This window comes from Parafilimonas sp. (assembly GCF_051953455.1).
In the GTDB taxonomy this organism is placed as follows: domain Bacteria; phylum Bacteroidota; class Bacteroidia; order Chitinophagales; family Chitinophagaceae; genus Parafilimonas.
This window is the reverse complement of the sequence record NZ_JBQCIT010000041.1, coordinates 12,082-36,358: the sequence shown is the minus strand read 5'-3', so window position 1 is coordinate 36,358 and position 24,277 is coordinate 12,082. Positions and strand designations below refer to the sequence as shown.

Sequence of the window (24,277 nt, the reverse complement as noted above, 5' to 3'; positions counted from 1 at the left end):
TTCTAAAAGTATAAGTGATTGTTGCATTCTTATATCAAATTGAAATGCCTAACCCAAATTCATTAAATATCAATTATTTTTATTGCCATTCATTATATACCAAATTAATGCACTGTTATGAAAAAACTACTGTTATTTTTTTTATGCGTTATTTCTATGCACGCGTTTTCTCAAAAACAAAAAAATAAGATTGAAGATAAATTATCAGGGTTGGATACAGCTTTTGCAAGAGTGCTGAAAGACTGGCACACTGCGGGTTTCGCGGTTGCTGTAGTTGAAAAAGATAAAGTAGTGTATGCGAAAGGTTTTGGTTACCGTGATTATGAAAGCAAAATGCCTGTAACACCTAATACATTATTTGCCATTGGCTCCTGCAGTAAAGCCTTCACCGCTTCATTGCTTGGTTTATTGAATAAAGACGGCAAGGTTGATTTTGATAAACCTGTGCGTGAGTATTTACCGGAACTTAAATTCTATAACGATGAAATGAACGATCATATCACGCTGCGGGATATGATGAGTCATCGCACCGGCCTGCCGCGCCATGATTATTCGTGGTATTTATTTCAGTCACACAGCAAAGACAGCCTTTTGCAGCGCATTCAATACATGGAGCCATCTGCAGGGCTAAGAGAGAAATGGCAATACAATAATTTCATGTTTATGGCGCAGGGCATGGTGGCAGAAAAGCTAACCGGTAAAAGCTGGGAAGAGAACATTCGCGAAAAAATATTTCAGCCATTGGGCATGACGAACTCTGATGCATCATTAAATGAATGGATAAAAGCCGGCGAGCCTGCTATTGGTTACGATGTAAAAAGCGATACGATTATTAAACGAATGAATTATTATGATATAGCCGGCATGTCGCCCGCAGGCAGCATTAACAGCAGCGTGAGTGATATGGCCAAATGGGTAACCACCTGGATATATGGCGGAAAATATATGGGTAAAGAAATATTGCCGTCAAATTATGTAAGCCAGGCCATTAGTTCGCAAATGGTAACCAGCGGGGCATTGCCCGATAAGCAATCGCCGGATGTATACTTTTCCACGTATGGTTTTGGCTGGATGATGGCATCGTATCGCGGCCATTACCGTGTGGAGCACGGTGGCAATATTGATGGTTTTAGTGCAAGCACTTGTTTTTTTCCATCAGACAGCATTGGCATTGTTGTGTTGTGCAATCAAAACAGTTCACCGGTGCCGTCGGTTGTGCGTAATTTAATTGCCGACAGGATGCTCGGCTTAAAATATCGTGACTGGCAAACAGAATTAAAAACAAGGTCTGACTCAGCCAAAGCCCAGGCTAAACGCGTTGAAAAAGGTGCAATATCCAACCGGAAACCAAACACCAGGCCGTCACATGCTATTAAAGATTATGAAGGTGCTTATAGCAATCCGGGTTACGGAACTTTTAACGTGGAGCTGATAAACGATTCTCTTTTTATAACCGGCATAACACACACGTTCTGGCTGCGGCATTATCACTACGATGTATTTACACTATTTGATAAAGATCCGATAGACGGCATTGACACCAGCGATCAAAGCACACAGATACAATTTAATACAAACCTTAACGGTGATATTGAGAATGCGGCTATCGCATTGGAACCAACATTAAAACCTATTGTGTTTACAAGAACTTTGAAGGAAAAACATATTGACACCAGTAGTTTAAAAGCATACATCGGCGATTATCAATTAGCTGCGGCGCCGGTTAAAATAAAAGTGTATATGAAAAACGATAACAAACTATACTTCTTTGTGGAAGGCCAACCCGAATATGAACTGATGCCGGTCGACAAAGATAAATTTGCACTGAAGAACATGAATGGATTTACTGTTCGGTTTAACAGGAATGAAAAGGAAGAAGTGATTGAATTATTATCCATTCAACCGAATGGAACCTTTAAAGCAACAAAACGGAATGATTGATCCATATAAAACATATCAATGAAAAAATACAATGAGTTTAGACGAATAATATTGATGTGCCTGCTGCTTATCACAGGCTTCGCAACTATTGCGCAAAACACAAAAGTTGAATTGCAGATTGACAGCATTATGAAAGTGTATAAAATGGTAGGGCTTTCTGTTGCAGTAGTTAAGAAAGGCGATCTTATTTATACGCATTCTTTTGGTTTAAAAAACATCGCAACAAATACACCTTTAACCGATGATAATATTTTCAGGATAGCTTCTATCTCCAAATCCTTTTCGGCAACGGCCGTCATGCAATTGGTTGAAGCAAAAAAGTTATCATTAAATGATGATGTCAGCAATCTGATTGGTTTTAAAGTTCGCAATCCAAAATTACCGGATAAAGTTATTACGCTTAAAATGCTCCTGTCGCATACATCAAGCCTCAGCGATTCGCATGGATATTTCACACTGGATTCCATCAACCCGGCCAAAACATCCAACTGGGACAAATGTTACAGTGATTATGCGCCGGGCACCAGCTACGCTTATTGCAATCTCAATTACAATATGGTTGGAACAATTATAGAAAGAGTTTCAGGCGAACGCTTTGATAAATATATAAAAGCTCATATTCTTGATAAGCTTGGCTTGTATGGCGGCTATGAAGTGAGCGCGCTGGATTCATCAAAATTTGCCACTTTATACGAATATGATTCAGCAACCCGTCAATTCGTTGCTGCTGATGGTGCCTATAATCCAAGAACAGCAGAAATAAATAATTATGTAATGGGCTACAGCACGCCCATTTTTTCGCCAACCGGCGGTATGAAAATATCGGCGGCTGATCTTGCCCGGTACATGACTATGCATGCCTATTATGGTAAGTATAAAGGCACAAGAATTATTTCCAAGAAAAGCGCCAAAACCATGCAAACGCCCGTTTCAGGCGGCGAAGGCGGTTATGGCCTTGCCATAAGGACCGCAAACAATACCATTATTCCAGGCGAAGTAATGAAAGGCCATACGGGTTCTGCTTACGGATTATACAGCATGATGTTCTTTCATCCCAAAAAGAAATTTGGTATCGTTGCCATCACAAACGGCTGCGAGGTTTCGTATGACAGCGGGTTTAACCCGGCACTAAAAGCAGTTGAAAATGTTTTGTATGAAGAGATAATAAAGTAATTCTCAGCATGGCTTGCAAAGTATGTTAAGCATATCGGGGAAAACTTTATCATTAATTTTCAAATTCAAGCCTTTCTTTTGCATTTTGAAAAAATACTTTCAAAAAAATGTCTGATTCACTACAACCTGCATTTCTTCTTTTACAAGACGGCACTTTTCTTCAGGGCAAAGCATTCGGCAAAATTGGAACCGCAACCGGCGAAATATGTTTTAATACCGGTATGACGGGTTACCAGGAAGTTTTTACCGATCCCAGTTATTATGGCCAGGTGCTGATAATGAACAATGTACATATTGGTAATTATGGTATTAATCCCTTTGACCAGGAAAGTAAAAGCGTAAAAATCCGCGCTCTCATTGGCCGTAACCTTGAAGATAAATTTTCAAGGTATAAGGCAACCGGCAGCCTGGATGAATACCTTAAAAAGAATGACATCGTTGCTATTGAAGGCATCGATACCCGTTCGCTGGTAGCGCACATCCGTCACAGCGGCGCCATGAATTGCATCATTTCTTCTGAAATATCAGATGAAAAAACCCTGCAGGCTGAATTAGATAAAGTGCCGGATATGGACGGACTTGAGCTGGCAAGCGTGGTAAGCACGAAAGAAACCTACGAGGTTGGCAATGCTGATGCGCCTTTAAAAATAGCTGTGGTTGATTATGGCGTAAAACAAAATATTCTCACTTCGCTGGCTGAGCGTGGCGCTTATTTAAAAGTGTTCCCGGCCAAAACGCCTGCAGCAGATATAAAAGCGTTTAATCCCAACGGTTATTTTATTTCCAATGGGCCCGGCGATCCTGCTGCTATGCCTTATGCGGTGGAAACGGTGAAAGAATTACTGGAAGATGATAAGCCACTGTTTGGTATTTGTCTCGGGCACCAGTTGCTGGCGCTGGCTAATGATATTCCAACGTTTAAAATGCATCACGGGCACAGGGGATTGAACCATCCTGTGAAGAATCTCACCAATGACCGTTGTGAAATAACCACGCAAAATCATGGATTTGGTGTAAACCCGCAAGCAGTAAAAAATAACAGCAATATTGAAATAACGCACGTGAATTTGAACGATGAAAGCATTGAAGGTATCCGCATGAAAAACAAGCCTGCTTTTAGTGTACAGTACCACCCTGAAAGCACGCCCGGCCCGCACGACAGCCGCTATTTATTTGATGAGTTTATTGAAATGATGCGATAGTTTTCAAACTTTATATAAATAAAAAAGGTTACCTGAACAGTAACCTTTTTTTATATGGATAATTTATTTATTTATTATGGCTTGGCTGCACCGGCCGCACCGCCAAGACTTGGATCATTTAATGCCTGGTTAGGATCAACGGTTAAACCTTGCGGCAACGTTACCCCCAATTCCTTTGCAACAAACGGGAACATGTTCTCCACATTGCTTCCAAGTTCATAAGCATCTGGTTTTAAAATAAGCCCGTATTTTTTTAAAGCCAATACTTTTTTATAAGCAGTCAATACTTTTTTATAGGTAGGCGCCAATAATTGCTGCTGGTAAGCCTGGGATTTCTGCTGTGCAATTTGCTGCCAGTACATTAATTGCGTTGCCATTTGCTGCTTTTGCTGGTTATTATAATCCATTACGGTTTTGGCTACATTGCCTTTAGCAGAATCAGCTTTAAGCGTGCTGTCCAACCGCTGGTATTCGTTCATATAAACCTGGTATTCAGCGCCCAAAGTATCCCTGTTATAAATTTGCGTAAGGCTATCAGCAACACGGTATTCCGGCATTACCTGAACCATAATATCTAAATCGAAAACACCAACTTTAGAACCTGTGGCAGTTTGTGCATTTAATTTATTGGAACCAAAACATAAGGCAGTAAAAAGAGCAACCGCCATCAGAACTTTCTTCATTTTGTATTGTTGTTTTTTAGTTGACTATTTTAATCTTTAATCCCCAGTTGTTGCAGTATATCATTGCTGCGGTCTAATTTGGGGTCGGCAAATATAACAGTAATTCCTTCACTTTTGTCGAGCACAAAATCATATCCGCGGGCTACGGCCATTTTTTGCACAGCGTTATAAACCTTATCCTGTATGGGTTTAACAATCCTTTCCCTTTCCTTAAATAAATCGCCTTCATAACCAAAACGCTTCTTCTGCAGGTCTCTTAACTGTTTTTCTTTATTGTATAATTCGTCTTCGCGCTTCTTTTTTAAATCATCGCTCAGCATATATTGCTCAGCATCGTAATTCTTATACATGGCTGTAAGCTGTGCCTGCAGGTTGTCTATTTCCTTTTGCCATTGGTTACTTATATCCTGCAGCTTCTTATCTGCATCCACATATTCAGGCATTTTACCTAAAATATACTTTGTATCAATTATTGCATATTTCTGTGCATTAACACTGCATATAAAACCAGCCGAAAAAAGGATTACGATTAATAACTTTTTCATGTGAACCATTTTTATTTTTTTATGTGCGCATGAAATTCGCCATAAATTTTAAAATTGCTTTATATGGCTCATTGTATGACACAAAAAATTGTTGATTTTTTACTTTTAAGACGTTAAATGTAAATTAATCTGGTTCATAACCCAACATAAATGTAAACCTGGAAGCATCTTTAAACTTGGTTCCGTTACCAAACCTGTCTAAACCAACGCCGTAATCAAATCCAAGCAATCCAAACATGGGCAGGAAGAACCTTACACCCAAACCAACGGAGCGGCGCAACCTGAATGGGTTATAATCCCTGAAGCTGTACCAGCCATTCGCAGCTTCAAAAAACCCTAAGGCATAAATGGTGCTGCTAGGGTTAAGCGCAAAAGGGTACCTAAGTTCAAGGGTGTATTTATTAAAGATGGTAAAATATTCTGAAGCACCCTGCTGATCCGGGTTTACACGCGGGTCTGAAGTTTGATAAACCGGGTAACCGCGCTGTGCTATAATATCATATCCCAATAATGCGTAACTGTTGCTCAAACCTGCATCGCCCACCTGGAAGCGTTCAAACGGCGAAATCTGCAAGTCAGAATTATACCTGCCGATATACCCATATTTGGCTGCCAGTTTCATTACAAACTGCTTATTGTTATCAGGACCGGTAGGCCTGCCAATAGGCACAAACCATTCGCCGGAAAAACGCCATTTATAATACTCAACGAGCGTATAAGGGTTTTTCCAGTTTTTAATATCAGGGTTGATAAGCGAGAATGGCGGTGTGGCCTGCAAGGTTAAAAGAAAGTTGGAGCCCGTTCTCGGGAATATCTGCTGGTCTTCCGAATAACGCTGTAATGTAAATTTCAAACTGATATTATTGGAAAAGCCGTTATTAAAGCCCGGCAGGTTAGTGGGGTCTATGTAATAATTCTTTAACTGGTAACGTGCATATTCAAGCGCTACACCGGCAGTAAAATAGTCATCGGGCCATTTTAACTGTTTGGACAAACCAACAGAAAAGCCTGTGGTTCTGAAGAAAGAGGTATCTGCTGCCCGTTTTGTATAAGTGCCGGTAGAAGGGTCATAGGCATTGGCAAACTTTGTGTCGTATACAGAAACAGAAAATGCATTTCTCTTTTTACCGCCAAGCCAGGGCTCGGTAAAGGAAGCATTATAAGAACGGTAAGCACGCCCGTTACTTTGTACACGAACACTTAGCTTCTGGCCATCACCCACAGGTAACGGATCCCATGCTGATTTACGGAAGATATTCTTTACGGAGAAATTATTAAACGTTACACCTAATGTACCGGTAACGCCGATACCGCCACCGAAACCGGCGCTTAATTCAAGCTGGTCGCCCGATTTTTCTTCCACCTGCCAGTTTACATCCACCGTACCATTTTCCTGGTCGGGCACAATATCCGGTACTATTTTTTCCTGGTTAAAGAAGCCGAGGTTGGCAATTTCACGCTGTGAACGAATCACATCTGTACGGCTGAATTTCTCGCCGGGCAATGTTCTCAGCTCCCTTCTTATCACATGCTCTTTTGTTCTGTCGTTGCCGGAAATCCTGATATTTTTAAAAGTAGCCTGCGGGCCTTCTGTAACCCTTATATCATAATCAATTGTATCGTTATATACAGCCGTTTCTACCGGATCAACCCGGAAGAAAAGATAGCCGTCGTCCATATACAGGCCGCTTATATCGCCGCCTTCTGGTGAAACGTTAATGCCTAATTTTTTTTCAAGCAGTTCACGGTTATAGGTATCCCCTTTCTTAATTCCTAGAATAGCAGTTAAAAGAGAATCAGAATACTTGGCAGCATTGCTAAAACCAATATTGCCAAAATAATATTTATGGCCTTCATCCACATCCAGATAAAGATGCAAACCGTCTTTTGCATTCACCGTATCGTCTTTCACAATCATCGCATCACGATACCCCAATGAATTATAGTAAGCTACAACCTTGTTTTTATCTTCCTCATATTTCTTTGCATCGAATTTTGCAGAAGAGAAGGGTTTAATTTTTATGTATGGCTCAAGTAATGTTTTTGTTTTAGAGAACGACAGGAAGCCCCAGTCTTTCATATAATCATTAAAACCATAATTGGTGCTGTCGTCGTACCGCGTTTTATTTTTTGATGGGAAAAGCGTCAAATGGCTTTTTTCTTTCGTACCCTTCATTTGCGATTTAAGCTTATCCTCGCTTATGGTATTATTCAAAAAATTTATCTCGGCTATTTTTACCTTGCTGCCTCTTTCCACGTTATAAACAAGAATAGAAGAGTTTGGAGCCGAAGTATCTTTTATTTCCTGCACGGAAACCTGCACATTACGAAAGCCTTTATCAGAATAAAATTTCTTTATGGCATCAACAGAAGTGCGCTTTACATTTTCGGTAATAACCCTGTTAATTACCAGCCCGGTTTTTGGTGCAAGATCATCCTTCTCCCCTTTTTTAACACCACCAAACTCATATCTTGATAAACGTGGTCTTTCGGTAACATGCACTTCAACCGAAATAGCATCCCCTTTTAAGGCCGTCAGGTAGATGGCAATATCGCTGAAATAATTCTGGCTCCACAATTTATTGATTGCCCTCGAAAAATTATCGCCGCCCGGCAATGAAACTTCATCACCTGTATTTAAGCCTGCAATAGAAAGCAACAGGTTCTGATCAAAATAATTATTTCCTGTTACGGTTATATTGGCAATCTTATATTTTTTTGGAAAAGGCTGGTTGTAAATGTTAAGCAAATCGGCATTTAAAGAAGTTACCGGCGTAGTATCGGCAGGGTTAGCATTTGGAAGGGCATTCATTAAACCCGAAGTATCTCTTTGAATGACAGCCCCCGGAATAGTGTCTGGCTTCGCCATTGGTATAATCGGCTGCTGTGCATCTGCCCGGATGTTCACCAGGCAAACTAAATAGAATAAAGCGATTGCGGAGAGATATCGCATCCGGATTAGTTGTTTAATTAATTAGTAAGTGGTTCGATTGAACAGATGTAGCCACATTGATTTTTAAAAGCGGGCAAATTAGATGGAATATTTAAAAGTGTTTGTTAAATCAAAAAACTGAAAATCAGGAATGTTGGAGTTGCTCCGGCTCACGCAAAGAAATTTGTTCATCTGTTTTGCCAAACCGTCTTCTGCGGTTCTGAAAATCAATAATTGCTTCAAAAAGATGTTTCTTCCTAAAGTCGGGCCAGCGGGTGCTGGTAAAATATAATTCGGCATAAGCAAGCTGGTATAATAAAAAGTTACTGATGCGGTATTCGCCACTCGTTCTTATCAGCAGGTCAGGATCGGGAAATTCGCTGGTAGCAAGGTATTTCTGCAGCGTATCCTGGTCTATAGTACCTACTGTAAGCTTCCCTTCCTTTACATCGGCAGCAATGTTCTTAACTGCCTGCAGCAGCTCCCAGCGACTGCTGTAACTAAGTGCCAGAATAAGATTAAACTTATCATTATGGCTGGTTTCAAGCAGCGCTTCTTCCAATGCTTTCCGGGCAGAAGGCGGAAGCGTATTCATATCGCCAATTACGTGCAGTTTAATATTATTTTTATTCAGCGTGGCCACCTCTTTGCGAATGGTATCAACAAGCAGTTCCATCAGGCCATCCACTTCGTCTTTAGGCCTGTCCCAGTTTTCCGTGCTGAAGGCATACAGGGTAAGATACTTAATGTTCAGTTCTGCGCAACCTTCCAGTATGTTGCGCACACTTTCTACGCCATGATAATGGCCATAAAGGCGGTCATGGCCTTTTTCCTTTGCCCAGCGGCCATTTCCATCCATTATTATGGCAATATGGTTAGGCAGCTTTGTGGGGTCAATTTCGTTTTTGAGATGATCGGGCATAATAAATTGCTCAGACGCAAAATTAAGGAATAAGAATAAGCGGGTTGAAAGTAAATCGTTTTGTTAAAAAAAACACTATTTATTTTTAGGGGGGTGATTTCAAAAGCTGTTAAAGGCTATTGAGCATAGAAAGTTACCAGGTTAAAGGAAATTTTAGGTAATGATACGCTGAAATTATTGCACCGGGCTTAATTTGCAGAGCCGGGTGTCGGGCATTTATAGGAGCTGATGTTGAACGATACGCCTAAATGGAACATTACATAAGCGTCTTTCTGCGAACTGTTGCCGCGTTGCCTGCCTTTAACCCCTATAGAGGAGCCCAGTTCATAGCTGCGGTCCTGCAGATAATAGGCCGGGTAATCCAATTCAGTAGTGCCGTCGGCATGTGTTATCGTAAAAGCTTCCGGACCTGCATAGTTAGTGCTTACATCATCGAGGTAATCTGTGTTGGTAAACCTGTAGCCTACTTCAGCAAACACATTCATATTTTCGTTTATACTGTATTTAAACCCGAATGTAAGCGGAAAGCACATAGCCATGGTACCATATTGCTTTCTGCCCGAATCAAAATTCTGGCCTTCTGTACCCAGCGGGCGAAGGAAATATTTTGTGCCTTGCAGGTAAGCGTAAGGATCGTAGGAAAAAACGCCCACTCCTAAAGAAAGATAAGGCGTAAACTTATACCCGGAAACACCCGGTATAAACCGGAAAAAATTAAAATAGCCGCTCAGGGAGGCTTCCCAAACATTTGTATTAAAGCTGAGATTTCTTAACCGCTGCGTTTCATTTTTACTATACACATCGCTGTAAGCCAGAAAAGCATAGTCCGCAGCCAGTTTTACACCTACATAATTATTGAATTGCTTTACATAATATACTCCTGCTGAAAAATTGGGACGGTTTAATGCTGCCCTTGTATTCAGATCGCCAAAATAATGGCCGGCGCCCACAGCAATGCCAAATTCTCCTTCGTTTTTATAACTATCGTATAATTGCGATTGCCCAAAACCTTTGCTGCAATACAACAAAATAATAAAAAGACAAAGTTTATTTAACCTCATGCTGGCTGTAAATTAATTGTATAACGCAAAACATTGTTATTTCTTGTGTTATTGGTGCAATATAAAGGCTTAATTTCTTTTATCAAGCCCCCAGGTAAGCTTGGTGTGCAATGTAGAAAGAAAATTATTTTCATTCAATCGTACAAGGTTAATGGAAAATTTTTCTTTCCGCACAGCAAGCTGCACATCTTTATGCACAATTTCCCGGCGGGCATCCATGGCGCAAATAAATTCATCGCTGCGGCTTTCAACTTCAAAGGAAATGATATAAGAATCGGGTATTACAATAGGCCGCACGTTTAAGTTGTGCGGCGCCACAGGTGTAATAATAAAACTGCCTGTTTCAGGAAAAACTATCGGGCCATTGCAGCTCATGTTGTAGCCGGTTGAGCCAGTAGGCGTGGCTACTATCAGGCCATCGCACCAATAAGTATTTAAAAATTCACCATTTAAATAGGTGTTAACCTTGATCATTGGCGAAATGTCGCGCTTGTGAACAGAAAATTCATTTAAAGCAAAAGGTGCATCGGTAAACAATTGCCTGTCGGCATCCAAATGGATGAGCGTTCTTTTATCAATAACAAAAGTCCTGTTCACCAAAGCATCTACGGCTAAACCAAGCTCATGCTTGCTGATGCCGGCAAGAAAGCCAAGCCTTCCATAATTAATGCCCAGTATGGGAATGTTTTTATTGCGAACCAGCGTTACCGTATCCAGTATAGTTCCATCGCCGCCAAGGCTAATTAAAAAATCAACCGTGCTGTTTAGATCTTCGTGGCTTGAAAAAAAATCAATTAATGTATTGCCAACCGGGTTTATAAGTTCTGCCAGCGCATAATGCAACAATACTTCAATTTTATTGGAAGTAAGCCTCAGTACAAGCTCTTCCAGTTCTTCTTTCAGTTCCTGGCCATTGCCGCGGCTGTAAATAGCTACTTTCATTTAAATTATATTGTGCATTTGCCTGCTCAAAAAGCAAATATCAGTTTGCGGGTTAAAGGTAACAGCTAATATGTAAACGCAGCTTATAGATTAAAAGTCGGTATTTAAATGAATAAAGATGCCGCTTTCACCCAATTGATTAAAACTATAATCAAATTTAAAAATTACATCATACGGTGCCACAAAATCGATACCCACGCCCCAGCTATGCAGCATTTTATTGTTTAAAATGCTGCTGCCCGGATGTTGGTTGTAAACATAACCCGCATCTGCAAACAGCTTTCCGTATATCCTGAATGAATAGTCTTCTTTTCTTGCCCCAATGCCAAGATTCTTTGTAAAACTTAATAATTGCTGCTGCAAAGTGGCTCTTCCTGCTATGCCGGCATCGCCATCAATTACATAATATTCATAGCCCCGCATGAAAATATTTCCATAATAACCAAACATACCTTTATTATAAAAGGGCTGATTAAATGGCAGGTTAAGCATGCCGCCTTCCTTAAACTGAATTTGCGTTTTTGGCAAAACCGGAATAGTATAGGTGTTGATGGAAGTAAGCTGCGTAAGGTTCATATCTTTTGTTACGCCTTTATGCAGAATACTTGTTTCGGAGATGAGGCCTTTGGTAGGATAAAAATTATAGTCGGCATTACTATACCTGAAAGTATAACCTATATAGGGAAAAGAAGCCCTGGTTTTTCCATTGCCAAAATAATTTGGGTTGAGTGCAAAAACAGTATCAGCAATCTGCTCATACATATATCCGGCCCTCACAATGTGCCTTACCCGCAGGCCCGGCCTGTAAATATAATCGCCTTCAATTTTTAAGGTTTTCCGCAAATAAGAACGGTCTTCAGGCCGCAGGAACTGTTGTTTGCTTTTATCGGTTGAATAATTGATATCGCCCTGGTTACTATAGCCTGCAAAAAACTGGTAACCTTGTTTTAATTGCCTATCAAAAAACGGCCGTTCGTATTTTACAGCCACCTGTTTGGAATAGCCGGTGACGAGCCATGTGGTAAGCTTATCATTTCTGCCCGAAACATTATTATACAAAAACTTTATACCATAATTTGTTCTTTTTAATGTGTGGTTATATGTTACCCACCAGGTGTTAAAGTTTGCATCAATAAATTTAAAGTAAGGCAGCGGCAAAACATACCATCGCTCTTTTACAAAAACCGTTATAAAAACAAACTGGCCATAACTGTTTTCAACATATACGGCAACATCTGTAAATAAAGTTGTATTAACGAGTTGCCGCCTGCCGGTTTCAAGTTCTTTTTTAAGATCGGCAAGCGCCACATAACTCCCCTGTTGAAAAGGCAGTTCACGCTCTATAATATTAGACTTTGTTTTTTTATTGCCATAGATTGAAATACCAGCGATAAACAAAGTATCGGGCAGGTGATTTTTTGCACTGGTATCGGTAATAACCGAATCTGTAATCAGGTGGCTGGATGAATCCGTTTGTTGTGCACTAACCGCAGCCGCAAATACAAAACAAAAAAAAGGTATTAATAAAATGCGCAACGGCTTCATGTGCAGATTAAGCATAGATAGTAAGGCGGTAAAAATAGGCTATACAGGCAAGATGCATTTAAGAAGCAAAAATATTTAACAAGGTGTATAACAGTATAAAGCTATACATTAAGATAAGCCATCAGGTTGTCGTAGTTTGCCCTGAGATCATTTTCGAAGAGTTCCTCGCCAAAATAATAACGAACATTATAATCAAACCGCTGCAGGGTTGCAAGTATGTCCGAAACTTCGGTTTTATTGATCTTGAATGTTACAATAAGCTGCCCTGAAATATGTTCAATGTAAGTATTTATCTCTGTTACAAAAGCGTCATTCGTTTCTACCAGCCGGCAAAGTTCTCCAATGGAAAACTTATGTTTTTCTGTTTCTATTACAAACAGGCCGCCGGGCATATCTGTACTTAAAAATATTCCCAGGTTTTGCACGAGTGTGGAATGTGTTACAACGCCAATATATTCTTTATTTTGAGAAAGCACCGGCAAGGCTGATATACCGGCTTCATTAATAACCTTGAGCGCAGTAAGAAAATGCTGGCTCTGCTGCACACTTATATGCATGAATTTATCGGAAAGATCACTAACTATATCAGCATTTTCAGCTGATAATAATTCGTTCATGCTTAGCAATCCTTCATAACTGTCATTATTAAGAACTGCAAGATGATCGATATTGTTTTGCTGCAACAGGTCTATCGCGTCGTTGATCGTATCATCATAATGCAAAACTGGTATTGATGGCTGTATAATTTCCGATGCTAACATTAATCTATTCTGACAATTTAATTAAAGACAAAAAAGCTCAGGCTAAAGTTGCAGCAGACTTTTTAATCTTTGTAAGAAATTCTTCGAGTATTGCATTGAATTCAGCAGGCTGCTCCATCATGGGCGCATGGCCGCATTTATCAATAAACTTTAATTCACTGTTGGGAATAAGCTTGTTAAACTCATGTGCAACAAAAGGCGGTGTTACCGTATCCTGATTGCCCCATACCAATAAAGTTGGCTGTTTTATTTGCCCAAGTTCTTCACCCAGGTTATTGCGAATGGCGCTTTTTGCCAGTGCAAGTATGCGTATAAGTTGTAAACGGTTATTGCATATCTTATACACTTCATCAATCAAATCAGGTGTGGCTGTTGCCGGATCGTAAAAAGTAACTTCTGTTTTCTTTTTAATGTATTCATAATCGCCGCGGCGCGGGTAAGAATCACCCATACCGCTTTCATATAAACCCGAACTGCCTGTTAAAATAAGCGTTTGCACATTTTCAGGATGCTTAAGAATATGCACCAGCGCTATATGGCCACCCAGCGAATTACCCAATAAATGGTAATTCTTATAGTCCATTCTTTCAATAAACTTATTAATATATTTTGCAAAGCCGCTCACAGAAGTATGCAACAAATCAAGCTCAAACATAGGCAGCATAGGCACAATTACCTTATGCGTTCGCCTGAAATAGGATATTAAGTGCTCATAATTACTTAAAGCGCCAAACAATCCGTGCAATAAAATTAATGGCTCGCCTTCACCTTCTTCAACGTATTTAAATTTATCCAGTTTTTTAACCTCGTATTGCATTCTTTATTTTATTCTAGGGGTATTGCAAAGCTATCTAATATTGCTAAAGTAAATATTATTTCCTTTATATAAGCCAATTATAAGAAAGCGTTAAACCTTGCTTTGTGCAACTGACTCAAAAAAATCTGAAAGCTGGCTGAAAATATTTTTAAAGAAAGGTATGATGGCGCCCATTGCATCAATGGCCGTGTGACCAAATGGTTCTATGAGAGAATACGTGTGCGATGAAGCAATCGCATCTTCTTTAATAACATTCATGTTAGTTAAATAAAAAAGAAGGATGCTGTAAACAAAAAGATAGATAAAAAGATATAAAACAATACCGCCCAATTTATTAAGCCAGCCCAGCATGGCCACTTTTGCAGCCGCCTGTATAAGATTAGCCACCAAACGAACCAGTATAACCACACCTGAAAATACCAGCAAAAAAGAAAGAACAGGCAACCATTTTCCACTTATATTAAATGACTGCTGCAGCCAGGCGGACATTAAAAAAGAAAGCTTCATGGCCGCAGCTACACCAATAATAATGGCAAAGAATGAAAACACGGCAACTATAAAACCGCGGCTCACACCTTTAATAATGGCAAGCACAAGCAATATGCAAAAAAATATATCTATTATCATGCAAAGCCTCCACCGCCCCGGCGGATGTTCATTTTTTAAAAATCATCTTTGCAGTGAGCAGCTTTTATATAACGCATCCTGCATTTATTTATTGGACAGCAGTTCTTTTACGGCGGCAGAAATAGTTTTGCCATCTGCCTGGCCCGCCAGTTGTTTGGTGGCAATACCCATTACTTTACCCATGTCGGCCGGTGAAGAAGCGCCCACCTGTTCTATTATTTTCTTTAAGGCATCTTTCAATTCTGTTTCACTCATTTGTGCGGGCATAAATTTTTCTATTACCTCAATCTCTTCCTGCTCCTTCTTAGCCAGGTCTTCACGGTTTTGCTGTTGATAAATTTCCAGCGAATCTTTCCGTTGCTTCATCATTTTCTGCAGCATTTTTAATGCTGTATCTTCACTTAATTCGCCGTTGGCGCCGGGCTCTGTTTTAGCCTTAATAATTTCAGCTTTAATAGCACGCAGGCTACGCAGCGCCGCTTCATTTTTTGCTTTCATGGCATCTTTCATTTTAGCCATTACCTGTTGTTCAAGATTCATAGTTATTATTTTAAGAAACCCGGGAAGCCAGAAAAAAAGAAATTTTTCTTACCCGCTTCCAGGTTATTTATTCAAATATTTCTCCCTGAATTTATTATAAAATGTTTTGGCAAACGCTTTCATATCATCAGAAAGCTCATCATGATGTGTTGCCCGCTTATAGGTATCGGCCATGGTAAACATAGTTTGATAAAAGAAATCGGCCATTTCATCTATCATCATTTCTTTTGTCCAGAGGTCTATACGCAGGGCTGTTTTTTCATTACCATCCCACAGGGCAAGTAAAAAAGCCTTGGCCTGTTGTGTATCCTGTGCTGTAGTGCCTTTGGCATTCCATTCTATCTGGCTGGGCACTTTATCCTCGTCCAGATTTACCTGTATTGTTATTGTTGATTGTTCCATAAAATTTTGAGTAAAATTAATGTTGTGCTTTTGCTTCAAACAATTGCCAGAGCTGGTTGGCATATTCAACCCTGTTAAATTGAGCAGCCTGTTTGCCTGCAGCCTCTTTCAGTTGTGCATGCAGATTTTCATCTTTATATAATTGAATTAAATTATTGCCAAGCGATTCATCTGTTCTTTCATCACAAAATAAAACGCAGTTATTGCCATATTCTTTTACATCATCATCTTTAAAAGAAATAACCGGAAGGCTGCATTGCATGGCAATGGATAAAATATACAATTGCGGGAACTGGCCTGCAATATGAATAAAACTATGTGCCGATGCAAACAACGGTGGTATTTCTTTCTCTTCCGCATTTTCCAGCAATTGTACGTCATCCCTGTATTTATAAGTAGAATGTTTATCGCGGATTTCAGCACTGAAGCTGTCATATTTTGGAAGGATGATTAACTGCATATTGCTCTGCTGCCATTTTTTGAAACGCGAAAAACCTTTCAGCAACAATATAAAATCATCCAGTGCTTCATCTTCAATAACCGATATAAAATATTCTTTGTTATCGGCAAACTGCGCCTTTATCATTATTTTTTCATGCCATTCAAACGTTCGGAAAACAGTGGGCGCGGTAAAAGGCAGGTATTGTATTTTGTCCTGCACGTTTAAAAATAAGTTTGATTCTTTGGTTGAATAGTTTAATATATGGGCCGCAACTTTTTGGGAAACATTAAAATGATCACGGGCAAACTTCATCACCTTATCCGGGCGCTTTATATCCTGTTTTAAAAAATCCGGGCCGGCGGAAATTAGCTGCGGAGTCTTTATTCTTGAAGAGGCAATGCCATTCAGGTTAACCACAACGTCCGCTTTTATTTTTTTTATAACAGAAGGTATTTTCACCTGGTACAGCCAGTTTAAGAAAAAGGAGGAATGATTATTAAGTGAAATAGTAATAACGGCATTTTCAGCAATATGCTGCTGAGATACAGGCACTGAATTGCTCCAGGGTTTTACCTGGAAACTATGCTCGCTGGCCTTCTCTTCAATTAAAGAAAAAAGGTATTCGGGATAATCGCCGCTTTCTGCATGCTCAATTACTGCAATACGCATAAGGGCGCAAAATTAGCGTGAATCATGAATCGTTAAACGTGAAAAATGCAGGAACGGGTTATTTCTTTAAACAGTCAATTGTATTGAACCAAAAAGCCGCAAAAATTGCGGCTTTTTGATCTTTCACTATAGTTTAAATTCCATAAATTATCTTCAAACAATTACGTAACGATTTCACGTTTTGGCGATACACGTCATCATTTCTGTCCTGCTTTCTGCATCGCATTGCCGCCTGCGCTCTGGCCTCTTGCGCCAAAGCTTCCCTGCATTTTAAACAACTGGAATTTAGACGGCATAGGCATTTGCGGCCACATTTGGTTCTCTTCATTTATATCGGTCGTTTCACGGTAAGGGTCTAAGCGAATGCCGGCAACTTCCTTGTCTTTTATAAATACTTTACTGAACTGCTTTTCATTTTTAAGCCAAACGGTTACAGGCACACGCTGTATTTCTTTGGTGCCGTCTTTATAAGTCCACTCAATTATTACAGGCATTACCAACCCGCCAAGATTACTGAAACTAAGCTCATAAAAATTCTTATCCTTCCAGGTATCAAAGTTTTCCTTATCAAGCGAAACCGCATCTTTTGCTGCCTGGTCGCCGGCACGCATCATGGCATCGGCGCCGCGGTTGTAATAATAAAAATCACGCAAGGCCGTATCGGCATCAGTGGCAAACTTAATATCCTGGCTTTCTTTGTTCCTGTCCTGACCAATTGTTCTGAAAGTTTGCGGCTGAAATGTCATGGTATTATTATCCGCCAACTTAAACCATTGAACACTGTCTAAAGAAATATCAACCGGGTCTGTTCCAAAAAACCAGCCGCGGATAAACCAGTCAATATCCACACCACTGGCGTCGCGCAATGTTCTGAAAAGATCAGCCGGTGTAGGATGTTTGAACGCCCATCTTTCTGCATATTGTTTGAAAGCATAGTCAAACAGGTCGCGGCCCATAACGGTTTCACGAAGGATATTTAAACCGGTAGAGGCTTTTGCATATGCGTTGGAGCCCACGCTTGCTACGGCATCGCCCTTTGTCATAATCGGTTCTAGTTTATCTTTCGGCAGGCGCATGTAACCGGTAATTAAATGGGCAGGCCCGCGGGTAGAAGGATAGTTATTATCAAATTCCTGCTCAGTTAAAAACTGGCAGAAAGTATTCAGGCCTTCATCCATCCACCAATACTGGCGTTCATCACTGTTTACGATCATCGGGAAAAAGTTATGCCCTACTTCATGGATGGTTACACCAATCATTCCATATTTTGTTCCTTCGCTGTAAGTGCCGTCTTTTTCTGTTCTTCCATAATTCATTGCCAGCATAGGATATTCCATACCATTGGCCGCCTCAACGGATGTAGCCTGCGGATAAGGATAAGAAATCGTATGTTTACTATAGGTTCTTAATGTATGTGCAACAACTTTGGTGGAATACTTGCTCCAAAGCGTATATGCTTCTTTGGGATAATAGCTTTGCGCCATTATCTTCTTTCCATTAATGTCAATCTGCATGCCGTCCCATATAAATTTGCGGGAAGAATTGAATGCAAAATCCCTTACATTTTTGGCTTCAAAAACCCAGGTTTTAGAAGACGTGCTTTTGGATTGTTCGGCAGCTTTGGCTTCATCTAATGTTACAATTTCCACCGGTTGTGAAGCGGAATGTGCCTGTTGCCAGCGGTTATATTGTGCGGCAGAAAGCATTTGCTTCAGGTTAGTGCATTCGCCTGTGGCTGCCACAATATGATCTGCCGGTGTGGTAATCTTTACTTTAAAATCGCCGAAGGTTAAAGCAAATTCGGCGCCGCCGGTAAACTGGCTGTGTTCCCAGCCCTTAAAATCACTATACACGGCCATGCGCGGGTACCATTGTGTTATTGAGTAAAGATTGTTGCCGTCTTCGGGAAAATTTTCATAACCACCGCGGCCTCCAATCTCATGTTTGTTATTGATCTTATAGTTCCAGTCAATCTTAAAAACAAATTGCTGGCCGGGCGCCAAAGGCGATGGTAAATTAATACGCATCATGGTTTGAACCACCGTATAGGTTAAATCTTTGCCGGAGGCATCGGTAACTTTGGCGAGGTTTACACCATAACCTTCCATTTTTCGGCCGGGCTCAAAATTCATGATTTGAGCGCTGGTAACGTGATCACCAATTTTACCGGTATTATCTTTATTGTTATCACTTTGCGGGTTATGAATATTTTCATCCAGTTGCAGCCAGATATAATCTAATTTATCAGGCGACTGGTTAAAATAAGTTACGGTTTCTTTTCCGCGTATATAATTGTTCTGCTCATCCAGCGTAACATCAATATCATAGTTGGCTTTCTGCTGCCAGTATTTGGGGCCGGGGGCGCCACTCGCCGTTCTGTATTCATTCGGCGTAGGCAATAAAAAACCAAGGTCTTCAAAGCGGTTGCCATGGTTGCTTTGCGGGTTGTTGTAAAACTGCGACTGGGCGATAGCGGCCGTAGCTGCTATCATACATAAACAAACTAAAAACGGCTTCATTATGCTGAGGTATATTTTATATTGATTCAAATACTTTTCAGGAACAAGATACCAGCCAGGCGCATTATATGCCTGACCGCGTTATTACATCCCGGCACATTAGAGCGGCTGACCATGTTACTTCATCACTGTGCTTTTCCCCGAAAGGATTTCTTTCAACCGCCATTTGCAATGAAAGCCCGAATATAATTCCGCTGATAAAAAGCAGCCAGTAACGAAATGGAACTTTCAGGATGGCTACAAATATATAGGAAACGATGAGTACAACCAACGCCACCAGGATTTGTGCGATTTCTATGCCGCAGTTAAAGGCGAGCAATGGTATAAAAATATTTTCCGTTTTCCCGAGCATGCTTTTCAAACTGTAGGCAAAGCCAAGGCCATGCACCATTCCAAAAACCAGCGCCATAAAATAGATGAACGAAACTTTTTTTTGCTGCGACACATCTTTTACAAAAACATTACTTACCGCCGTGAGCAGTATGGTAAGTGCAATAAAAAATTCAGTGATGCTGCTTTTTATGCTGATAATATTGAACGTGCTTAATACAAGCGTGGTGCAATGACCAATGGTAAATGCAGTTACAAGAATGAGTATTTTTTTATAGTCTTTAAACTGGTACCGCAGGCATAAAGCCGCCACAAACAGAATGTGGTCAAGCGCCTCCCAGGTTAAAATATGTTCAAGACCGGTTGTAAAATATAAACCAAAATTATGCATGCGTATTTGTAGTATCTGATTAATGCAGAGTTTTGCGGCTTTGCAAATAAAATGAGCGCAATAATAACACAACTGTTTTTTACGGCAATGCTTTCCCTGCTACACCCGTTTTATATATCAATGACGGAGATTGAACACGATAAAGCCAATAATACGCTCGAAATAAGTGTGCGCATTTTTACAGATGATCTTGAAAAAACTATCCGTCAAACCTATAAAGGCAAAGTTGACCTTTTGAATAAAAATGATAAAGCCAATTCTGAAAAACTGGTTCAGCAATATATCAATAAACACCTTATTATAAAAGCTGATGGCAAGGTTTTAAATTTAAAGTTTGATGGTTTTGAAAGTGAAGAAGGCAGCATCTGGAGTTATCTTGAATGTAATAATATATCGTTTGTAAACACACTTGAAATAACCAATACTATTTTATACGATTACAAGCAGGAACAGGTAAATTTCATTCATGTGAAAACAGGCAGCTTTGATGAAACTTCAAAGCTAAATTATCCTGACGATTATATAAAGTTTACGTTGAATAATTGAGGCAAGTCTGTAGAGCGATGGTTTTCTTATGCTACAGTATCAAGCGCTTCTATTCTGTCAAAATGCCTTTTGTTCAGTGTAGCTAAAGGGAGATTATTTGCTACGGCTGTTGCTGCAATAAACAGGTCCGCAATGTTAATTTGCTTGCGTTTCTTTTTCAATTGACTATTTATCGCAACCGCTGTATCCACTGATACTTCATCAAATGGAATAATGGCAACTATCTGTAATATGCTATTCCAGAAAGATAACTGGCTAGTAGTAGCTCCAGAATAAATTTCGTATTTAGTTATCACAGAAATTGCAAAAGAATATCCTTGCTGCACGAGGCCTATCCCAAACAGATTTTTCTTTATCAGTTTTTCGGTAATAATCAATAAGAATAGAAGTATCAACCAATATTACTTTATTCGCCATTGGTTGATAGCTTTTCTATTTTTAACAATCGTATCTATTTGTTTTTTGGTTGCAACCGGACCATTTAAAAGCAATGTTTCCAGATCAGAAGGTTTCTTGCTTTTAGTTTCTTTTTCAATCTCAGCCTTCAACTGTTTCAACTTTCCTGACGATAAGTTCTTCACAATCTCGAGCAACTGATCAAATTCTATGTCTAGCTGTACCTGCATAGCATACAAATTTAGTAAGTTTTGTCAAACCCAAAAAGACCGGAAATACAAACACACAACGTTATTGTTTGTGGCCTGCATAATTTAACCAGCTTATTAAGCCGCCATAATAATCTTTGCAGCAAGTTCTTTTAAAAATTCGCCATCAGCAGCGCTGCCTGATATAGCGCTGTTAATACCAATGCCTTTCAGGTTATATTCATGCAGCAATAAAATAATTTTTTCCGCGCCGGAAAAGCCATAGTTCTTCACAGCCGTTAAAGCTTGCCTCGCAGCAAAAGGATTATTATAAAACAGCGGTTTTAATGCATTTTCAGAATAATCATTCAGAGCAGCGGCCATATATATTTTGCTGAAGTAATTATACAAAGTGGGCAACACTAATTGTAATGGCGCAGCTTTTGGATTGGATTGAAAATATTGAATGATACGAATGGCTTTCGGCAGGTTTTTCTGGCTGATGGCATCCTGCAGCTCAAACACGTTAAACTCCTTGCTTACGCCTACAAACTTTTCAATATCATCTTCTGTAATTGTTTTTCTTTGATGGAGATTAATAGAGATTTTCTCAAGCTCATTCTTCATGCGGCTGAGGTCATTTCCTATGTGGTCAACCAATAACAATAACGCATTCTGATTGATGGATAACCCAAGGCCTGCTGCCGCCTGCTGCGTCCATTCAGGTAACTGGTTCTCATAAATTTTTTTTGTAGAAAGCAGTTCTCCGTGCTGCTTAACCGCTTTGGAAAACTTCGTACGGGCATCCAGCTTCTTTTCTTTATAACTCACTACAAAAACCGTGGAAGCCAGTGGTTTGGAGATATAATTCTCCAGCTTTTCAATGTCTTTCATTTGCTGTGCCTCTTTCAGTACCACCACTTTTCTTTCTCCAAACATCGGGTAGCCCATGCAGGCATTTACCACGCTTGGCCAATCTGCATCTTTACCGTAAAAAACCGTAAGGTTAAATGCAGCCTCGCTTTCGTTTAAAATTTTATGTTCGGCATAATTCACTACCTCATCAATAAAAAAAGGCTCCTCTCCTTCAAGCCAGTAAACAGGCTTGAACTTCTTTTGCTTCCAGTCGGCAATAATTTTTTCGGCAGACATGCGCCAAAGATAAGTTTACATTAAAACGGCTAAGGCAGGAATTATACACACCGGTTTCCAATCAACCAGTCTCATAGCGCCAGCCCGCAGCACTTAACTTTTCTTTTGCCGGTAATTGAATACACCTGAACTTGCAGACAGCACTATCTTTAATTATTTGTATGAAGGAACTTACTGTTGAACACTTACGGGCATTTAGCGATTTTCATAATATTCCCGCTGTCCAATTACAATGGCTGATAAGCCAGGGCGAAATAGTGGAACTGGAACAAAACGATTTATTATTTAATGCCGGCGACCCGGTTAATCAATTATATATTGTGCTTGGCGGCAAACTGCGTATATGCGTTGTGCAACAGGGTAAGCAGAGAGAACTGCGCATATTGGATGCAGGCCAGGTAACCGGTTTCCTTCCCTATTCAAGGGCAACCATTACGCCGGCCTTTGGTGAAGCCCTGGAAAAATCAAGTGTTTTTAAATGCAGTGCCGAAAAAATAAAGGCGGGCATGGCGGATAATTATGAACTAACGGAAACGCTGGTGCATATGATGATAAACCGCGTTCGTGAATTCACTTCTATACAACAGCAAAACGAAAAAATGTTTGCGCTGGGCAAACTCTCCGCAGGGCTTGCACACGAATTAAATAATCCCGCAGCCGCCATATCAAGAGCGGCTGCGCTATTGCAAACCCAGATAAACCAATTACCTCATTTATTTAAAAAGGTTTCGGGATTGCAGATACCTGCTGAACGAATTGATAAGATCAGTAACCTCATCAATACAAAAATCAATACAGAACCTGCAACACTAAGCTTTATGCAAAAAGCTTCATTGGAAGATGAGATCAGCGACTGGCTTTATGATAATGGCCTTGAGAATACCGACACAGAAGGCCTAGTGGAAAAAGGTTTTACAAGCAGTGAACTGGATGTATTTAAAACATGTTCTGCGCCGCAGGAACTACCTGTGTTAATTGAGTGGGTAAGCAATTATCTTGTTACACATAAAATGGCGGATGACATCCGCATTTCGGCAGAGCGCATATCAGGCCTCGTGGGCGCAGTTAAAAATTTTACTTTTATGGATAAAGATGCTGACAGGCAAATAGTAAATATCCATACCGGCATACGCAATACATTAGCTATGCTGAACTATAAACTGCGCAAAGGCAATATTAATGTAATAGAAGATTTTGATGAAACCATCCCTGCAATAAAAGCATTTCCCGGCGAGCTGAACCAGGTATGGACAAACATAATTGATAACGCTATTGATGCAATGGAAATAAATAGTAAAGGCAATCTCACCATAACATCAGGGCATGATGAGAAATTTGTAAAAGTGTATATTAAAGATGACGGCCCGGGTATTCCGGAGGATGTACAACAAAAGATATTTATGCCTTTCTTTACAACCAAAGAAATGGGCAAGGGCAGCGGCCTCGGGCTTGACGTGGTAAACCGGATTATGCAGCAGCATAACGGCACCGTAAAAGTAAAATCAGCGCCGGGCGCAACAATTTTTGAAGTTTGCCTTCCCATTTAAATAA

The 24,277-nt window shown here is 40.1% G+C and carries 23 protein-coding genes; 5 read left to right on the top strand and 18 right to left on the bottom strand.

Annotated elements, in window-relative coordinates; all coding sequences use genetic code 11:
* The first annotated feature begins 117 nt into the window (after window positions 1–117).
* From ACTHN6_RS15475 to carA, 3 genes are all read left to right on the top strand, one after another.
* Window positions 118–1,941, top strand: a complete 1,824-nt coding sequence (locus ACTHN6_RS15475; protein WP_440436676.1) for a serine hydrolase — start codon at window positions 118–120, stop codon at window positions 1,939–1,941.
* 18 nt (window positions 1,942–1,959) lie between these two features.
* The gene (locus tag ACTHN6_RS15470) at window positions 1,960–3,114 is read left to right on the top strand and encodes a serine hydrolase domain-containing protein (protein WP_440436675.1); all 1,155 of its coding nucleotides are present in this window, start codon (window positions 1,960–1,962) and stop codon (window positions 3,112–3,114) included.
* Window positions 3,115–3,221: 107 nt separating this feature from the next.
* Complete coding sequence (carA, locus tag ACTHN6_RS15465; RefSeq protein WP_440436674.1) at window positions 3,222–4,316, top strand: glutamine-hydrolyzing carbamoyl-phosphate synthase small subunit; 1,095 nt, start codon at window positions 3,222–3,224, stop codon at window positions 4,314–4,316.
* A 74-nt stretch (window positions 4,317–4,390) separates the two neighbouring features.
* On the opposite strand, the gene ACTHN6_RS15460 is transcribed toward carA, so the two are convergent.
* The 15 genes from ACTHN6_RS15460 to ACTHN6_RS15390 form a co-directional block, all read right to left on the bottom strand.
* Window positions 4,391–4,999, bottom strand: a complete 609-nt coding sequence (locus ACTHN6_RS15460) for an OmpH family outer membrane protein (protein ID WP_440436673.1) — start codon at window positions 4,997–4,999, stop codon at window positions 4,391–4,393.
* A 29-nt stretch (window positions 5,000–5,028) separates the two neighbouring features.
* Window positions 5,029–5,544, bottom strand: coding sequence for an OmpH family outer membrane protein (locus tag ACTHN6_RS15455; RefSeq protein ID WP_440436672.1), 516 nt, complete (start codon window positions 5,542–5,544; stop codon window positions 5,029–5,031).
* Between the two features lie 124 nt (window positions 5,545–5,668).
* The gene (locus ACTHN6_RS15450; RefSeq protein ID WP_440436671.1) at window positions 5,669–8,497 is read right to left on the bottom strand and encodes a BamA/OMP85 family outer membrane protein; all 2,829 of its coding nucleotides are present in this window, start codon (window positions 8,495–8,497) and stop codon (window positions 5,669–5,671) included.
* Window positions 8,498–8,621: 124 nt separating this feature from the next.
* A complete protein-coding gene (locus tag ACTHN6_RS15445; protein WP_440436670.1) occupies window positions 8,622–9,398 on the bottom strand; it encodes an isoprenyl transferase in 777 nt (258 codons plus the stop codon).
* 188 nt (window positions 9,399–9,586) lie between these two features.
* The gene (locus ACTHN6_RS15440) at window positions 9,587–10,459 is read right to left on the bottom strand and encodes a DUF6089 family protein (protein WP_440436669.1); all 873 of its coding nucleotides are present in this window, start codon (window positions 10,457–10,459) and stop codon (window positions 9,587–9,589) included.
* A gap of 69 nt (window positions 10,460–10,528) precedes the next feature.
* A complete protein-coding gene (locus ACTHN6_RS15435) occupies window positions 10,529–11,401 on the bottom strand; it encodes an NAD kinase (RefSeq protein ID WP_440436668.1) in 873 nt (290 codons plus the stop codon).
* A gap of 90 nt (window positions 11,402–11,491) precedes the next feature.
* Window positions 11,492–12,946: a POTRA domain-containing protein gene (locus ACTHN6_RS15430; RefSeq protein WP_440436667.1), complete on the bottom strand. Its 1,455-nt coding sequence runs from the start codon at window positions 12,944–12,946 to the stop codon at window positions 11,492–11,494.
* Window positions 12,947–13,047: 101 nt separating this feature from the next.
* A complete protein-coding gene (locus tag ACTHN6_RS15425; protein WP_440436666.1) occupies window positions 13,048–13,707 on the bottom strand; it encodes a CBS domain-containing protein in 660 nt (219 codons plus the stop codon).
* 37 nt (window positions 13,708–13,744) lie between these two features.
* Window positions 13,745–14,524 (bottom strand): alpha/beta fold hydrolase, encoded by a 780-nt coding sequence (locus ACTHN6_RS15420; RefSeq protein WP_440436665.1) that lies wholly within the window; start codon window positions 14,522–14,524, stop codon window positions 13,745–13,747.
* A 90-nt stretch (window positions 14,525–14,614) separates the two neighbouring features.
* Window positions 14,615–15,151 carry a CvpA family protein gene (locus ACTHN6_RS15415; protein WP_440436664.1) on the bottom strand — a complete coding sequence of 179 codons (537 nt, stop codon included), beginning with the start codon at window positions 15,149–15,151 and terminating at the stop codon, window positions 14,615–14,617.
* Between the two features lie 84 nt (window positions 15,152–15,235).
* A complete protein-coding gene (locus ACTHN6_RS15410; RefSeq protein WP_440436663.1) occupies window positions 15,236–15,691 on the bottom strand; it encodes a GatB/YqeY domain-containing protein in 456 nt (151 codons plus the stop codon).
* A gap of 63 nt (window positions 15,692–15,754) precedes the next feature.
* Window positions 15,755–16,093: a gliding motility protein GldC gene (gldC, locus tag ACTHN6_RS15405; protein WP_440436662.1), complete on the bottom strand. Its 339-nt coding sequence runs from the start codon at window positions 16,091–16,093 to the stop codon at window positions 15,755–15,757.
* 16 nt (window positions 16,094–16,109) lie between these two features.
* On the bottom strand, window positions 16,110–17,204 hold the full coding sequence (locus tag ACTHN6_RS15400) for a glycosyltransferase (protein ID WP_440436661.1): 1,095 nt from the start codon (window positions 17,202–17,204) through the stop codon (window positions 16,110–16,112).
* Between the two features lie 197 nt (window positions 17,205–17,401).
* Window positions 17,402–19,723: a M1 family metallopeptidase gene (locus tag ACTHN6_RS15395; protein ID WP_440436660.1), complete on the bottom strand. Its 2,322-nt coding sequence runs from the start codon at window positions 19,721–19,723 to the stop codon at window positions 17,402–17,404.
* Between the two features lie 64 nt (window positions 19,724–19,787).
* Window positions 19,788–20,444, bottom strand: a complete 657-nt coding sequence (locus tag ACTHN6_RS15390; RefSeq protein WP_440436659.1) for a HupE/UreJ family protein — start codon at window positions 20,442–20,444, stop codon at window positions 19,788–19,790.
* 51 nt (window positions 20,445–20,495) lie between these two features.
* On the opposite strand from ACTHN6_RS15390, the gene ACTHN6_RS15385 reads away from it, so the two are divergent.
* A complete protein-coding gene (locus ACTHN6_RS15385) occupies window positions 20,496–20,990 on the top strand; it encodes a DUF6702 family protein (protein ID WP_440436658.1) in 495 nt (164 codons plus the stop codon).
* A gap of 26 nt (window positions 20,991–21,016) precedes the next feature.
* Here the strand turns inward: ACTHN6_RS15385 and ACTHN6_RS15380 are convergent, their stop codons facing one another.
* The 3 genes from ACTHN6_RS15380 to holA all read right to left on the bottom strand — a co-directional run bounded on the left by ACTHN6_RS15380 (window position 21,017) and on the right by holA (window position 22,726).
* On the bottom strand, window positions 21,017–21,367 hold the full coding sequence (locus tag ACTHN6_RS15380) for a type II toxin-antitoxin system VapC family toxin (RefSeq protein WP_440436657.1): 351 nt from the start codon (window positions 21,365–21,367) through the stop codon (window positions 21,017–21,019).
* A 24-nt stretch (window positions 21,368–21,391) separates the two neighbouring features.
* The gene (locus ACTHN6_RS15375) at window positions 21,392–21,616 is read right to left on the bottom strand and encodes a hypothetical protein (RefSeq protein ID WP_440436656.1); all 225 of its coding nucleotides are present in this window, start codon (window positions 21,614–21,616) and stop codon (window positions 21,392–21,394) included.
* Between the two features lie 96 nt (window positions 21,617–21,712).
* Window positions 21,713–22,726, bottom strand: coding sequence for a DNA polymerase III subunit delta (gene holA / locus ACTHN6_RS15370; protein ID WP_440436655.1), 1,014 nt, complete (start codon window positions 22,724–22,726; stop codon window positions 21,713–21,715).
* A gap of 161 nt (window positions 22,727–22,887) precedes the next feature.
* On the opposite strand from holA, the gene ACTHN6_RS15365 reads away from it, so the two are divergent.
* Window positions 22,888–24,273 carry an ATP-binding protein gene (locus ACTHN6_RS15365; RefSeq protein WP_440436654.1) on the top strand — a complete coding sequence of 462 codons (1,386 nt, stop codon included), beginning with the start codon at window positions 22,888–22,890 and terminating at the stop codon, window positions 24,271–24,273.
* The last annotated feature ends 4 nt before the right edge of the window (window positions 24,274–24,277 follow it).